The sequence below is a fragment of the Methylobacterium oryzihabitans genome (genome assembly GCF_004004555.2).
GTDB classification, from domain to species: domain Bacteria; phylum Pseudomonadota; class Alphaproteobacteria; order Rhizobiales; family Beijerinckiaceae; genus Methylobacterium; species Methylobacterium oryzihabitans.
Map to the genome: position 1 here is coordinate 213,542 of NZ_SACP01000003.1, position 13,679 is coordinate 227,220.

At 70.7% G+C, this 13,679-nt stretch carries 15 protein-coding genes; 13 read left to right on the plus strand and 2 right to left on the minus strand.

Features of this window, described 5'->3' with window-relative positions:
* The first annotated feature begins 33 nt into the window (after positions 1-33).
* The 6 genes from EOE48_RS04975 to EOE48_RS05000 all read left to right on the plus strand — a co-directional run bounded on the left by EOE48_RS04975 (position 34) and on the right by EOE48_RS05000 (position 4,888).
* Complete coding sequence (locus EOE48_RS04975) at positions 34-918, plus strand: fumarylacetoacetate hydrolase family protein (RefSeq protein ID WP_127727675.1); 885 nt, start codon at positions 34-36, stop codon at positions 916-918.
* Between the two features lie 24 nt (positions 919-942).
* Positions 943-1,572: a response regulator gene (locus EOE48_RS04980; protein ID WP_127727676.1), complete on the plus strand. Its 630-nt coding sequence runs from the start codon at positions 943-945 to the stop codon at positions 1,570-1,572.
* A gap of 161 nt (positions 1,573-1,733) precedes the next feature.
* Positions 1,734-2,096, plus strand: coding sequence for a septal ring lytic transglycosylase RlpA family protein (locus EOE48_RS04985; protein WP_127727677.1), 363 nt, complete (start codon positions 1,734-1,736; stop codon positions 2,094-2,096).
* Between the two features lie 187 nt (positions 2,097-2,283).
* The gene (locus EOE48_RS04990; protein WP_127727678.1) at positions 2,284-2,964 is read left to right on the plus strand and encodes a hypothetical protein; all 681 of its coding nucleotides are present in this window, start codon (positions 2,284-2,286) and stop codon (positions 2,962-2,964) included.
* Positions 2,965-3,199: 235 nt separating this feature from the next.
* Positions 3,200-3,631 carry a Rap1a/Tai family immunity protein gene (locus tag EOE48_RS04995; RefSeq protein WP_127727679.1) on the plus strand — a complete coding sequence of 144 codons (432 nt, stop codon included), beginning with the start codon at positions 3,200-3,202 and terminating at the stop codon, positions 3,629-3,631.
* A gap of 90 nt (positions 3,632-3,721) precedes the next feature.
* Complete coding sequence (locus EOE48_RS05000) at positions 3,722-4,888, plus strand: complex I NDUFA9 subunit family protein (RefSeq protein WP_127727680.1); 1,167 nt, start codon at positions 3,722-3,724, stop codon at positions 4,886-4,888.
* Here EOE48_RS05000 and EOE48_RS05005 read toward each other — a convergent pair.
* Positions 4,882-5,622: a sulfate transporter family protein gene (locus tag EOE48_RS05005; RefSeq protein ID WP_127727681.1), complete on the minus strand. Its 741-nt coding sequence runs from the start codon at positions 5,620-5,622 to the stop codon at positions 4,882-4,884. The two genes, EOE48_RS05000 and EOE48_RS05005, sit on opposite strands and share 7 nt — an antisense overlap.
* A gap of 111 nt (positions 5,623-5,733) precedes the next feature.
* Between EOE48_RS05005 and EOE48_RS05010 the strand changes: the two genes are divergently transcribed.
* Positions 5,734-6,123, plus strand: a complete 390-nt coding sequence (locus EOE48_RS05010; protein ID WP_127727682.1) for a DUF3775 domain-containing protein — start codon at positions 5,734-5,736, stop codon at positions 6,121-6,123.
* Positions 6,124-6,162: 39 nt separating this feature from the next.
* Here EOE48_RS05010 and EOE48_RS05015 read toward each other — a convergent pair whose 3' ends face one another.
* Positions 6,163-6,819: an alpha/beta hydrolase gene (locus tag EOE48_RS05015; protein WP_127727764.1), complete on the minus strand. Its 657-nt coding sequence runs from the start codon at positions 6,817-6,819 to the stop codon at positions 6,163-6,165.
* A 275-nt stretch (positions 6,820-7,094) separates the two neighbouring features.
* Here EOE48_RS05015 and EOE48_RS05020 point away from each other — a divergent pair, with 275 nt between their 5' ends.
* The 6 genes from EOE48_RS05020 to EOE48_RS05045 all read left to right on the plus strand — a co-directional run bounded on the left by EOE48_RS05020 (position 7,095) and on the right by EOE48_RS05045 (position 13,679).
* On the plus strand, positions 7,095-8,267 hold the full coding sequence (locus tag EOE48_RS05020; protein ID WP_127727683.1) for a cysteine desulfurase family protein: 1,173 nt from the start codon (positions 7,095-7,097) through the stop codon (positions 8,265-8,267).
* Positions 8,268-8,335: 68 nt separating this feature from the next.
* Positions 8,336-9,805 carry a Fe-S cluster assembly protein SufB gene (sufB, locus tag EOE48_RS05025; protein ID WP_127727684.1) on the plus strand — a complete coding sequence of 490 codons (1,470 nt, stop codon included), beginning with the start codon at positions 8,336-8,338 and terminating at the stop codon, positions 9,803-9,805.
* Positions 9,806-9,825: 20 nt separating this feature from the next.
* On the plus strand, positions 9,826-10,251 hold the full coding sequence (locus EOE48_RS05030) for a hypothetical protein (RefSeq protein ID WP_127727685.1): 426 nt from the start codon (positions 9,826-9,828) through the stop codon (positions 10,249-10,251).
* Between the two features lie 41 nt (positions 10,252-10,292).
* Positions 10,293-11,045 carry a Fe-S cluster assembly ATPase SufC gene (gene sufC / locus EOE48_RS05035; RefSeq protein WP_127727686.1) on the plus strand — a complete coding sequence of 251 codons (753 nt, stop codon included), beginning with the start codon at positions 10,293-10,295 and terminating at the stop codon, positions 11,043-11,045.
* Positions 11,045-12,367, plus strand: coding sequence for a SufB/SufD family protein (locus tag EOE48_RS05040; RefSeq protein ID WP_127727687.1), 1,323 nt, complete (start codon positions 11,045-11,047; stop codon positions 12,365-12,367). Before sufC ends, EOE48_RS05040 begins: the two co-directional genes overlap by 1 nt.
* Positions 12,368-12,434: 67 nt before the next feature.
* On the plus strand, positions 12,435-13,679 hold the full coding sequence (locus EOE48_RS05045) for a cysteine desulfurase (RefSeq protein ID WP_127727688.1): 1,245 nt from the start codon (positions 12,435-12,437) through the stop codon (positions 13,677-13,679).

A 13,679-nucleotide genomic window follows, 5' to 3' on the forward strand; every position in this document is an offset into this window, starting at 1 on the left:
GATGCCGGCCCGGGCGGGCCATGGGAGGATGCGATGAAGCTGGTGCGCTGGGGTGACAGCGGCGACGAGAAGCCCGGACTCGTCGGCCCGGACGGAACCATCCGCGACCTCTCGGGCGTGATCCGCGACATCGCCGGCCCGTATCTGGCCCGCGACAGCCTCGCCAACCTCGCGCGGATCGACCCCGCGACGCTGCCGGCGGTGCCGGCCGGCACGCGGCTCGGCCCCTGCGTCGGCCACACCCGCAACTTCATCGCCATCGGGCTGAACTACGCCGACCACGCCGCCGAGACCGGGGCTGAGATCCCCAAGGAACCGATCATCTTCAACAAGGCGCCGTCCTGCATCGTCGGCCCCAACGACGACGTCATCATCCCGAAGGCGTCGGTGAAGACCGACTGGGAGGTCGAGCTCGCCGTCGTCATCGGCAAGCGGGCCTCCTACGTCCACGCCAACGAGGCGATGGACTACGTCGCCGGATTCTGCGTCTGCCACGACGTGTCCGAGCGCGAGTTCCAGATCGAGCGCGGCGGCACCTGGACCAAGGGCAAGGGCTGCCCGACCTTCGGGCCGCTCGGGCCTTGGCTGGTGACGCCGGACGCGGTCCCCGACGTGCAGAACCTGTCGATGTGGCTCGACGTCAACGGCGAGCGGATGCAGACCGGCTCGACGAAGACGATGATCTTCGACGTCAAGCAGATCGTCTCGTACCTGTCGCACTTCATGCTGCTGGAGCCCGGCGACGTCGTCACCACCGGCACGCCCCCCGGAGTCGGCCTCGGCATGAAGCCGCCGCGGTTCCTCAAGTCCGGCGACGTGGTGAGCCTCGGCATCGAGGGGCTCGGCGAGCAGCGTCAGGCGGTCGTCGCCTTCGACGACTGGACCGCCCGCAAGGGCGCCGGCCAGCCGACGAGCTGATCGGCCGGAGCGGGGGAGGGCGCCATGGAGGTGCTGGTCGTCGACGATCATCCGATCGTGCTGCGCGGCTGCCGGCGGGTGCTGGAGGATGCCGGCGTCGCCCGGGTGCACGAGGCGACCGGCGTGGTGGCGGGCTACCGCAGCTTCCACCGCCATCGCCCCGGCCTCGTCGTCGCCGACCTCACCTTCCAGGGCGCCGGCCTGCACGGGCTCGAACTCGTCCGGCGCATCCACGCCCACGCGCCCGAGACCCGCATCCTCGTCTTCAGCATGCACAACGACCCGGTCATCGTCGCCCGCGCCCTCGACAACGGCGCCCTCGGCTACGTGCTGAAGGACACCGCCTCCGCCGACCTGCACCGGGCGGTCGAACGGGTGCGGGCCGGCGAGCCCTACGTCGATCCGGCCCTGGCCGCCGAGGTCTCGCTACTGCGCGCGGCGCCCCCGGCGCCGCCGCTCGCCGGCCTGACCGCCCGGGAGCGGCAGGTCCTGGGTCTGCTCGGGGCCGGGCGGTCCCACGCCGCGATCGCGGCCGAGCTCGGCGTCAGCTACAAGACCGTCGCCAACGCCGCGACCCAGCTCCGCCACAAGCTCGGGGTGCGCAGCCTCGCCGACCTGATCCGCATTGCCGTCCGGAGTGCCGCTGCGACGTGATTCGACGGACCCCGCTCGTCATGATCGGCATAGAAGATGTCGACCTGACCTCCGCAAAGATGAAGTCGATCCCGCTACTGACGACTTGGATAGACTGGTTCATATTCTCGCCTTGATCGGCGGCATGTTGCCCGCCACCAACAACAAGACGGGAATGCGACATGGATTCGAAGGCCAAGCTGGCGATCATCGGTCTCGTGGCTGCCACCGGCATCGCGAGCCTACAAGCCGGCACGCCTGCCCACGCCCAGTCGGGGGCCGCCTCCTGGTACGGGCCGGGCTTCCAGGGCCGCCGCACCGCCAACGGCGAGCGCTTCAACACCCACGCCTACACGGCGGCCCACCGCCGGCTGCCGTTCGGCACCCGGGTCCGGGTCACCAACACCAGCAACGGCCGCTCGGTCGTGGTGCGCATCAACGACCGCGGCCCCTATGTCGGCGGCCGGGTGATCGACCTGAGCCAGGCCTCGGCCCGGGCGATCGGCATCCACGGCGTCGCCAAGGTCCGCGTGAGCCGGCTCTAGACCCATCAGAGGCCGGAAGCTTGGCCATATCCGGGCAGTCCAGGGCGGATGAGCCGTCGCCCGGATCAGTACGGATTTGTTAAAGGCGAGGCGTATTTCCCGTCCGCGAAACGGAACGGTTCGGGTGCGATTGCGGTTGAGGTCGCGAAAGCTTCAACTTGTCGTGAACCCGATCCGGAGAGCGCCCATGCAGCCGCATTCTGCGAACCCGGCGGCCCGCCCCCGCCGGCTGCTGGTGGCGCTGGCCTCGTGCGGATTGCTGATCTCGACGGTGGCGGGCGTGCACGCCGCCGATGGCGACGGTCTCGACGGCTTCTTCCGCGGCCTCTTCGGCCAGCAGGCGGCCGCTCCGGCCCCGGTTCCGGCTCCCGTGCCGGCCTACGGCCAGCCCGATCCCTACGGATGGGCGCCCCGTAGCCGGGTCTCGGCCAAGGTCCGCAAGCACCGGCCGAAGATCCGCTACGTCGCGCTGCCGAAGCCCGAGGCGCCCAAGCCGCCGCCGCGCCCGGTCGTGGCGGCGCCGGGCGAGACGCTCGACGCCCGCGCGGCGCTCCTGCGCGATCCGACCCTGCGGCCCGGCGACATCGTGGTGCTGCCCGAAGGCCCGCGGGTGTTCCGCGGCGACGCGGACGACACCCAGCACCGGATGAGCGACTTCGAGGACGTGCGCTCCTCGAAGGCCGTCGATGCCCGGACCCGGCGCGAGCTGCTCGCCATGACCACGCCGGTCGGGGCGCTGCCGGCCGACGAGGCCCGCAAGCTGATGGCGAAGTTCACCCGGCGCGGGCCGAAGCCGGCCGAGCCGGCCGAACCGGCGCAGGCGCGCGCCGAGGCGTCGCTGATGCGGGTGATCTACCCCGCCCGCTGACCCACCCGCGGTGCGGCAACGCGCGCGGCGCTCTCCACCGCTCATCCCGCCGGCCCGGGCCCGTGCCGCCGCAAAGCTTGCTACACACGGAGCCGGCGGTCGCGCGGGCGTCCGGGATGTGGGCGGGAATGGCGGCGAGGAAGGACCCGGCGGCCGGGGGGTCGTCGGCGGGATCCCCCGGTCGTCGCTCCGCATCCCGGGCCGTCGCGCGACGACGGTACCCGGGACCCCGACCATGCGACACATCCTCCTGGCCGCCGCCCTCGCGGCCGGCCTCGCCCCGCTTCCGGCCGCCGCGGTCGAGGGTACTCAGCTCGTGGCGCAGTGCCGGAGCCTGCTCCGCAGCGCCAAGGTGACGGGCAGGCAGGTCGATTTCCGCCAGGACCCCGACACGGTGGCGTGCTGGTCGTTCATGGGCGCGGTCCAGGATCTCGCCGCGGTCGCGGAATCCGGCGATGCGCCGCCCCTTTTGCGCACCTGCCTGCCGCCGGACGGCACCCTGATCCAGCTCGTGCGCACGGTCGTGGCCTACGGCAGCACCCGCCCGGCGGCGCAGCGCGAGAGCGCCGGCGTGCTCGCGCTCCTCGCCCTGCGCGACGCCTATCCGTGCGACCGGCCGCAGCCGGACGAGAAGCCCCCGGTGGCGAAGCCTCCGGCCAAGCCGTGAGCGATGCCGTTGCGGCGGCGCGGGAGCTTCACAGCGCCCGGGCGTTTGACTAAGGAGCCCATGACCGTCGCGCACAGGATCCTGAGACCCATGACCGGCTTCGACACCGTCGGCCTGACCCGGCCCGCCTCGCAGCTCGTGACCATCTTCGGGGGCTCGGGGTTCCTCGGCCGGCACGTCGTGCGGTCGCTCGCCAAGCAGGGCTACCGCATCCGGGTCGCGGTGCGCCGGCCCGACCTCGCCCAGTTCCTGCAGCCCCTCGGCCGGGTCGGCCAGATCGTCGGCGTCCAGGCCAACCTGCGCAACCCCGAGTCGATCCGGCGCGCGGCCGAGCACGCCGACATCGTGGTCAACCTCGTCGGCATCCTGCAGGAGGGCGGCAACCAGAGCTTCCAGCGGCTCCAGGCCGAGGGGGCCGGCGAGGTCGCGCGCGCGGCTGCCGCCATCGGCGCGCCCCTCGTCCACGTCTCGGCGATCGGCGCCGACCCGGAGTCTCCGGCGGCCTATGCCCGCACCAAGGCCGAGGGCGAGGCCCAGGTCTTCGCGGCGCGCCCCGAGGCGATCGTGTTCCGCCCCTCGATCGTGTTCGGCCCGGGCGACGGCTTCTTCAACCGCTTCGCCGGTCTCGCCCGCCTGATGCCGGTGCTGCCGATCGCCGGGGCCGCGACCCGGATGCAGCCGGTCTTCGTCGGCGACGTCGCCGAGGCGATCACCCACGCGGTCGAGGGCCGCGCCCGCGCCGGCACCGTCTACGAACTCGGCGGACCGGAGATCCGCACGCTCCAGGAGCTCATCGACTACACGCTCGCCGTGACGATGCGCCAGCGGGTCGTGCTGCCGCTGCCGCAGCCGCTGGCGATGCTCCAGGCCCGGGCGCTCGAACTCGCCGACACCCTGACCCTCGGGCTGCTGCCCGACGGCCTGAAGCTCACCCGCGATCAGGTGGTGATGCTCCAGAGCGACAACGTCGTGTCGGAGGCGGCCAAGGCCGAGGGGCGCACGATCGAGGCCCTCGGCATCACCCCGACCGCCGTCGAGGCGGTGGTGCCGGGCTACCTCTGGCGCTTCCGCAAGGCCGGCCAGTTCGCCACCCGCCGCGGCACGCCCGAGATGGCGACGATCCCCGACCTGATCGCCCCGGAGCCGATGGGGCCGGGTTCGGCCCACCACCCGCACGATGCCGGCGGTCCCGCCGTCGGGCAGAAGGGGGCCGGCGCCGGGCAGGCGCCGGGGATGCGCTGGGGCCGGCGCTACTGAAGCGGCCCCGACGCCGGCGGCCGTAGCGCGCCGCTGCGCTGCGGCGGCATCAGCAGCCGGTCGCGGCTCAGGCCCTTGTGGACGTGGACCATCAGGGCGATGCCGAACAGCGGCGTCAGCAGGTTGAGGATCGGCACCACCATCAGCCCGGCCAGCAGGGCGCCGGCGAGCATGACCGTGCCGGAATGGTGGCGACGCATGGCGCCGGCCTCCGGCAGCGGCCGGAACCGCGCCGCGGCGAGCTCGAAATACTCGCGCCCGAGCAGGTAGGTGTTGGCGCCGAAGAACGCCACGAGGTTGACCCCGGGCACGAAGAACAGCGCCAGCGCGCAGAGGTTGACCAGCAGGGCGAGCCCGGCGAAGCGGGCGGCGTAGAGCATCGCCTGGCCGAGCGGCAGCGCCTGCCCCGGGACCTCGTCCGGGAAGTCGCTGCGCTCGACGATCTCGGCGGCGTCGTCGAGGAAGTAGCCGGCCACCAGGATCGACACCGCCGGCAGGATGTAGGCCAGGGCGACGAACAGCCCGGCCCCGGCGAGGAAGAACGCCAGCCCGTTGACGAACGGGTAGTCGGTCGAGAGCGGGTGCCCGGCCAGGAAGGCGTTGATGAGCCGGGTGAGCCCGAACCAGATCAGCACCAGGAGCCCGACCGTCAGGCCGAGGGACTTCCACAGGATCCGGCGCAGGGGCGGCGACAGCACCTGCCGCAGGGCCGCGAAGGCGGCGTTGAACAGCATCGGGACCTCGGGCGCGGGTGAAGGCGGGGGCGGCCGGGTTGCGAACCGCCCCGTCCTTCACGGGTTGAAGAGCGGACGCCGCCACGGACGGGCGGCACGCTGGAGGTATGAATGGAGATCGCGGTCGAGAAGGTCTGTGAGTTCATCCTGCGGGCCCGGGCCCTCGACGTGAAGGAGGGGCTGACCGATCCGGATTCCGGCTCCAACCCGATCGACGACGGCGCCCGGGACGTGCTGGTCGGCGGCACCGACGACGCCACCGAGGAGGAACTGCGCGAGATGATCGCCGGCCTCAACGACGACGAGCGGCCCGAGCTGCTGGCGCTCGTCTATATCGGCCGCAACGACCTGGAGCCGGAGGAATGGGCCGACGCGGTGCGGCTCGCCCGCGAGCGCGAGGCGGCCGGCACCAACGCCGCCGACTACCTCCTCGGCATCCCGAACGTCGGCGACCTGCTCGACGAGGGGCTGGCCGCGCTCGGCCTGAGCTGCGCCCCGTGACCGGAGGAAGCGCCCCGTGAACGGGGCGCCGTCCATGGATCAGGCCGCCTCGTCGCGCTTGCCGAGGCGCTTGTCGAGGTAGGTCTCGACGGTCTGGGTCAGCTCGTCGACCTTGCCGTCGAAGAAGTGGTTGGCGCCCTCGACGACCTGATGCTCGATCACGACGCCCTTCTGCGTCTTCACCTTCTCGATCACCGGCATCACCTCGCGGGCCGGGGCGACCCGGTCCTCGGAGCCGTGGACGAACAGGCCCGAGGACGGGCACGGCGCCAGGAAGGTAAAGTCGTAGCGGTTGGCCATCGCGGCGATCGAGATGAAGCCCTCGATCTCCGGCCGGCGCATCAGGAGCTGCATCCCGATCCACGAGCCGAACGACACGCCGGCGATCCAGCACGCCCGCGCCTCCGGATTGACCGCCTGGACCCAGTCGAGGGCGGCGGCGGCGTCCGACAGCTCGCCGGCGCCATGGTCGAACGAGCCCTGGCTGCGGCCGACGCCGCGGAAATTGAACCGCAGGGCGGCGAAGCCACGATTGGCGAAGGTGTAAAAAAGATTGTAGACGATCTGATTGTTCATCGTCCCGCCGAATTGCGGGTGCGGATGGAGCACGATGGCGATCGGGGCGCCCTTCTGCTTCGGGGCCTGATAGCGGCCTTCGAGCCGGCCGGCCGGGCCGGCGAAGATGACCTCGGGCATGGTGTCGAACCTCTTGGCGTGGCGGTCGGCGGGGGAGCGGCAGAGGCCCCGGGGCGGGCGGGCCGGCCGGTCGGAGATCGCGGCCACGAGCCTTGACTCGGGTCGGCGCTCTCCTAAAAGCACTCTTAGAACAGTTCTAGGTGACTGGAATCGTTCTAAACTGGGTTTCTGCGGGTGCTGATCCCTCGTCGGCCTGGAACCGCGACGGCGTCACGGGCGTGCATCCTGCGCGCCTTACCACGCCGGCCGGGGGGAAAGGCAAAGGAAATCAACGGATGGATTGCGGGACGCGCTGCTATCTCGACCACAACGCCACCTCGCCCGTGCGGCCCGAGGTGACGGCGGCGGTCGTGCGCGCGCTCACCGGGCTGCCGGGCAATCCGTCCTCGGTCCACCAGGAGGGACGGGCGGCCCGCGCCGCGCTGGAGACCGCCCGCCGGCAGGTCGCAGCCCTGGTCGGCGCGGCGCCGGACGCGGTGGTGTTCACGAGCGGCGGCACCGAGGCGGCAAACCTCGTCCTCGGCGGCTCGCTCCGCCGGTCCGGCCGGCCGGCGCCGACGCGGCTCCTCGTCGGGGCGACGGAGCACCCGTGCGTCCTCGACGGCCACGGCTTTCCGGCCGATCGGGTCGAGATCCTGGCGGTCGGTGCGGACGGGGTGATCGACCTCGCCGCCCTGGAGGCGCGCCTCGCCGCCCTTTCCGGCGAGGCGGTGCTGATCTCGGTGCAGGCGGCCAACAACGAGACCGGGGTGATCCAGCCGCTCGCGCGGGTCGCCGACCTCGCCCGCGGTCACGGCGCGGCGCTGGTCCACAGCGACGCGGTCCAGGCCGCCGGCCGGATCCCGGTGGACATCGCGGCGCTCGGGATCGACGCCGTGACGCTGTCGGGCCACAAGCTCGGCGCTCCGAAGGGCACCGGCGCCGTCGTGCTCGGCCCGGGCGTCGCGCTGGACGCCGCCCTGCGCGGCGGCGGCCAGGAGTCGCGGCGCCGGGCCGGCACCGAGAACGTGCCTGGGATCGTCGGCTTCGGGGTCGCGGCGGAGCTGGCCACCGGCGGCCTCGCCCGGGAGCCGGCCCGCCTCGCGGCGATCCGCGACGCGGTGGAGGCCGGCCTCCGCGCCCGCGCGCCCGCCGCCGTGGTGTTCGGCGACGGCGCGGCGCGGCTGTCCAACACCCTGTGCGTCGCGGTGCCGGGCCTGTCGGCCTCGACGGCGCTGATCGCCCTCGACCTCGCGGGCGTGGCGGTGTCCTCGGGCGCGGCCTGCTCGTCCGGCAAGGTGGCGGCCTCGACGGTTCTGGCGGCGATGGGCGTTCCGGCGGCCCTCGCCGGGGGCGCTCTGCGCCTGAGTCTGGGGTGGAACAGCGAATCCGCCGACGGGGACCGGGTCCTCGCGGCCTTCGATCGGCTGCTCGCCACCCTATATAAGCGGCAGGAGAGGGCGGCATGACCATGCTGCCCCGGCCGGCCGTGTCATCAACCCGCGGCCCTTGAAGCCGTCAGCGGTAGGAGACGTGAATGCCTGCAGTGCAGGAGACGGTCGATCGCGTTCGCGCCATCGACGTCGATCAGTACAAGTACGGGTTCGAAACCACGATCGAGATGGAGAAGTCCGAGAAGGGCGTCTCCGAGGACGTGATCCGGTTCATCTCGGCCAAGAAGAACGAACCCGACTGGATGCTCGAATGGCGCCTCGACGCCTACAAGCGCTGGCTCACCATGAAGGAGCCGGAATGGGCGCGGGTGTCCTATGACCGGGTCGACTACAACGACATCTACTACTACGCCGCGCCGAAGCGGAAGACGGCGGAGTCGCTCGACGAGATCGACCCCGAGATCCTGAAGACCTACGAGAAGCTCGGCATCCCGCTGCGCGAGGTCGAGGTGCTGGAGGGTATCGCCCCCGAGCGCCGCGTCGCGGTCGATGCGGTGTTCGATTCGGTCTCGGTCGCCACCACCTTCAAGGCGGAACTGGCCAAGGCCGGCGTCATCTTCATGCCGATCTCCGAGGCGGTGCGCGAGCATCCCGATCTCGTGAGGAAGTATCTCGGCTCGGTCGTGCCGGTGACCGACAACTTCTTCGCCACGCTGAACTCGGCCGTGTTCTCGGACGGGTCGTTCGTCTACATCCCGCCGGGCGTGCGCTGCCCGATGGAGCTGTCGACCTATTTCCGAATCAACGAGCGCGACACCGGCCAGTTCGAGCGCACGCTCATCATCGCCGACAAGGGCTCCTACGTCTCGTATCTCGAGGGCTGCACCGCCCCCAAGCGCGACGACAACCAGCTCCACGCCGCGGTGGTCGAGCTGGTGGCCCTCGACGACGCCGAGATCAAGTACTCGACCGTCCAGAACTGGTACCCGGGCGACAACGAGGGCAAGGGCGGCATCTACAACTTCGTGACCAAGCGCGGCGATTGCCGCGGTGCGCGCTCGAAGATCTCGTGGACGCAGGTCGAGACCGGCTCGGCGATCACCTGGAAGTACCCGTCCTGCATCCTGCGCGGCGACGATTCCCGTGGCGAGTTCTACTCGATCGCGGTGTCGAACGGCATGCAGCAGGTCGATTCCGGCACCAAGATGATCCATCTCGGCAAGAACACGACGAGCCGGATCATCTCGAAGGGCATCTCGGCCGGCCGGTCGCAGAACACCTACCGGGGCCTCGTCTCGGCCCACCGCAAGGCCAAGGGCGCGCGCAACTTCACCAACTGCGACTCGCTGCTCATCGGCGACCAGTGCGGGGCGCACACCGTGCCCTACATCGAGTCGAAGAACGCGTCGGCCGTGTTCGAGCACGAGGCCACCACCTCGAAGATCTCCGAGGACCAGAAGTTCTACTGCCTGCAACGCGGGCTGTCGGAGGAGGAGGCGACGGCGCTGATCGTCAACGGCTTCGTCCGCGACGTGCTGCAGCAACTCCCGATGGAGTTCGCCGTCGAGGCCCAGAAGCTGATCTCGATCAGCCTGGAAGGCTCGGTGGGGTGAGACGGACGACGGCTGCCGCGATGCTGGTCGTGGCAGTCGCCGCATCGGTTGGTCGGGCACAGGCTTGCGACTGCCTCTGGCCTCGCCGTCTCAAGACGGATGAGGAAAGGCTGGCCTATCGCTTCAACCAAGCGAAGCTCGTGGCGACTCTTCGAGTCGATCGCGTCAGAATCCCGGATGCTAGGCGTGGTGAACCGGACGTCTTCGGCGACGCAACGGTGATCAAAACGATCAAGGGGAAACTGGACCGCAAGATCCGGCTTCGGACATCAGGCGGCGACGAGAGCGCAAATTGCGGCCTCGGCACGTCCCTTTTTCAGGCAGCATCCGACCGGAGGCTGCTGACCGTTGCGCTCACGAAGGCGTCTCGGACTCGGAACACGTTCGGGATCGGGAGTTGCGGATATTTTGAGCTCGATGCCTTTCACAGCGCCCCTGATAAATAGCCATCGAGTGAGCTGAACAACGAATATGGACGTGAACTGACATGCTCGAAATCAAGAACCTCGTTGTCCAGATCGAGGACAACCGCATCCTCAACGGCCTGAACCTCACCGTCGCCGACGGCGAGGTCGCCGCCATCATGGGCCCGAACGGCTCCGGCAAGTCGACCCTGTCCTACGTCATCGCGGGCAAGGAGGACTACGAGGTCCTCGACGGCGAGATCCTGCTCGACGGCCAGAACGTCCTGGAGATGGCGGCCGACGAGCGTGCCGCCGCCGGCGTGTTCCTGGCCTTCCAGTACCCGCTGGAGATCCCCGGTGTCGGCACCATGACGTTCCTCAAGGCATGCCTCAACGCGCAGCGCAAGGCGCGGGGCGAGGACGAACTGACCACTCCCGACTTCATGCGCCGGGTCTACGCCGCCGCCGACACCCTCGAGATCAACCGGGAGATGCTCAAGCGCGCCCTCAACGTCGGGTTCTCCGGCGGCGAGAAGAAGCGCATGGAGATCCTCCAGATGGCGCTGCTGGAGCCGAAGTTCTGCGTCCTCGACGAGACCGATTCCGGCCTCGACATCGACGCGCTGCGCATCGTGTCCGAGGGCGTGAACGCGCTGCGGGCGCAGGGCCGCTCGTTCCTGGTCATCACCCACTACCAGCGGCTGCTCAACCACATCGTGCCCGACACCGTGCACGTCATGTCGAAGGGCCAGATCGTGAAGACCGGCGGCAAGGAACTGGCGCTCGAACTCGAGGCGTCCGGCTACGCCGAGTACCGCACCGGCGAGGCCGCGTGATGGCCGACGTCACCAACCTCCGCTCCCCCGCCGAGGCCGGCCTGTCGAAGCTGTTCGAGTCGGCCCGCAAGAGCTTCGCCACCGAGGAGGCGATCAGCCGCGAGGAGGCGTTCCGCTTCTTCGAGGCGACCGGCCTGCCGAGCCGGCGGGTCGAGGCGTTCAAGTACACCGACCTGCGCGCCGCGATCACCGAGGCGGCTCCGCCCGCCGAGGCGCCGGCCGAGGACGCGGCGAAGGCCGCCGTCGCCGGGGCCACCAGCTTCGCGAAGATCGAGGCCGTGCGCCTGACCTTCGTCAACGGCCACCTCGTCGCCGCCCTGTCGGATCTCGACCGGCTGCCGGAGGGCGTCACGGTCGCTCCGCTCAACGCGGCCCTGGCGCAGGGCGACGCGCGCCTCAAGCGCCTCGCCCCGGTCGAGCAGGCCCGCGAGAACCCGGTCTACCAGCTCAACACGGCGTTCCTCGCCGACGGCGCGCTGATCTCGGTGGCCGAGGGCGCCAGGCCGGCGATGCCGGTGCACCTGCGCTTCGTCGGCGCCGGCGCGACGGCGTTCTCGACCGCGACCCGCGTCCTGGTCGAACTCGGTGCCGGCGCGGAGTTCACCCTGCTGGAGAGCCACGAGGGGCCGGACGGGGTCGCCTACCAGCCGAACGACGCCCTCGACGTGCGCATCGGTGAGGGCGCGGACTTCCGGCACGCCCGGCTCAACGCCGAGGGGCGCGCCGCGGTCGCGCTCTCGACCCTGTCGGTGCGGCTCGACGCCGAGGCCCGGCTGGAGACGGTCAACCTCGTCACCGGCGCCGTGCTGTCGCGCCACCAGATCTACCTGCACGTCGCCGGCGAGAACGCCAACGCGGTGGTCAACGGCGCGGCGTTGCTCGGGGCCGGCCAGCTCGCGGATTCGACCCTGCTCGCCGACCACGCGGCGGTGGGCGGCGTCGGCCGCGAGATGTTCAAGACGGTGATCGACGGCGACGCCACCGGCGTGTTCCAGGGCAAGATCATCGTCCGGCAGGTCGCGCAGCAGACCGACGGCAAGATGAAATCCGACTGCCTGCTCCTGACCGATGACGGTCAGATGATGAACAAGCCGGAACTGGAGATCTTCGCCGACGACGTCGCCTGCGGCCACGGGGCCACCTGCGGCGCGCCGGACGACGACCTGCTGTTCTACCTCATGGCCCGCGGCCTGCCGCGGGCGGTGGCCGAGAGCCTGCTGGTCCAGGCCTTCGTCGGCGAGGCCGTGGAAGCGGTTTCGCACGAGGGCGCCCGGGCGGAACTGATCGGCCGGATCGAGGCCTGGCTGGCGGCCCGGGGATGAACGCGGCGGGGCCGTGCGCGGCCCCGCCTGCATCCTCGCCCCGGCGCTCCCTTCACACGAGCAATCCATGACCGCACCCGCCTCCCAGACCCCCTACGACGTCGCGGCGATCCGGGCGCAATTCCCGATCCTGTCGCAGACGGTCTACGGCAAGCCGCTGATCTACCTCGACAACGCCGCCTCGGCCCAGAAGCCGCGCGCCGTCATCGACGCGATGGTCGGCTCGATGGAAACCGCCTACGCCAACGTCCATCGCGGCCTGCACTTCATGGCCAACGCCGCGACCGAGGGCTTCGAGGGCGGGCGCGAATCAGCGCGGGTGTTCCTCAACGCCCGCTCGACCGACGAGATCATCCTCACCCGCAACGCCACCGAGGCCTACAACCTCGTGGCCTCCTCGATGGGCTGGGCCGGCCTGATCGGGGAGGGGGACGAGATCATCCTGTCGATCATGGAGCACCACTCCAACATCGTGCCGTGGCACTTCCTGCGCGAGCGCCGCGGCGCCGTCATCAAGTGGGCGCCGGTGGACGACGACGGCAACTTCCTGCTCGACGAGTACGAGACGCTGTTCACGCCGCGCACGAAGATGGTGGCGATCACCCACATGTCGAACGTGCTCGGCACGGTGACGCCGGCCAAGGACATCGTCCGCATCGCCCACGACCACGGCGTTCCGGTGCTGCTCGACGGCGCCCAGAGCGCGGTCCACCAGCGCATCGACGTCCAGGACCTCGACTGCGACTTCTTCGTGTTCACCGGCCACAAGGTCTACGGCCCGACCGGGATCGGCGTGCTCTACGGCAAGAAGGAGTGGCTGGAGCGGCTGCCTCCCTACCAGGGCGGCGGCGAGATGATCCACACCGTCACCCAGGACGCGATCACCTACAACGAGCCGCCGCACCGGTTCGAGGCCGGCACGCCGGCGATCGTCGAGGCGGTCGGCCTCGGCGCCGCCCTCGACTTCATGATGGCGCTCGGCCAGGACAGGATCGCGGCGCACGAGGCGGCGCTGACCGCCTACGCGATGGAGCGGCTCGGCGCGATGAACAGCCTGCGGCTGATCGGGCGCGCCAAGGGCAAGGGGGCGGTCGTCTCGTTCGAGATGAAGGGCGCGCACGCCCACGACGTCGCGACGGTGATCGACCGCCAGGGCGTCGCGGTGCGGGCCGGCACCCATTGCGCGATGCCGCTGCTCGCCCGCTTCGGCGCGACCTCGACCTGTCGTGCCTCGTTCGGATTGTATAATACCACCGACGACGTCGATGCCCTGGTGGCGGCCCTCGCCAAGGCCGAGATGATGTTCGCGTGA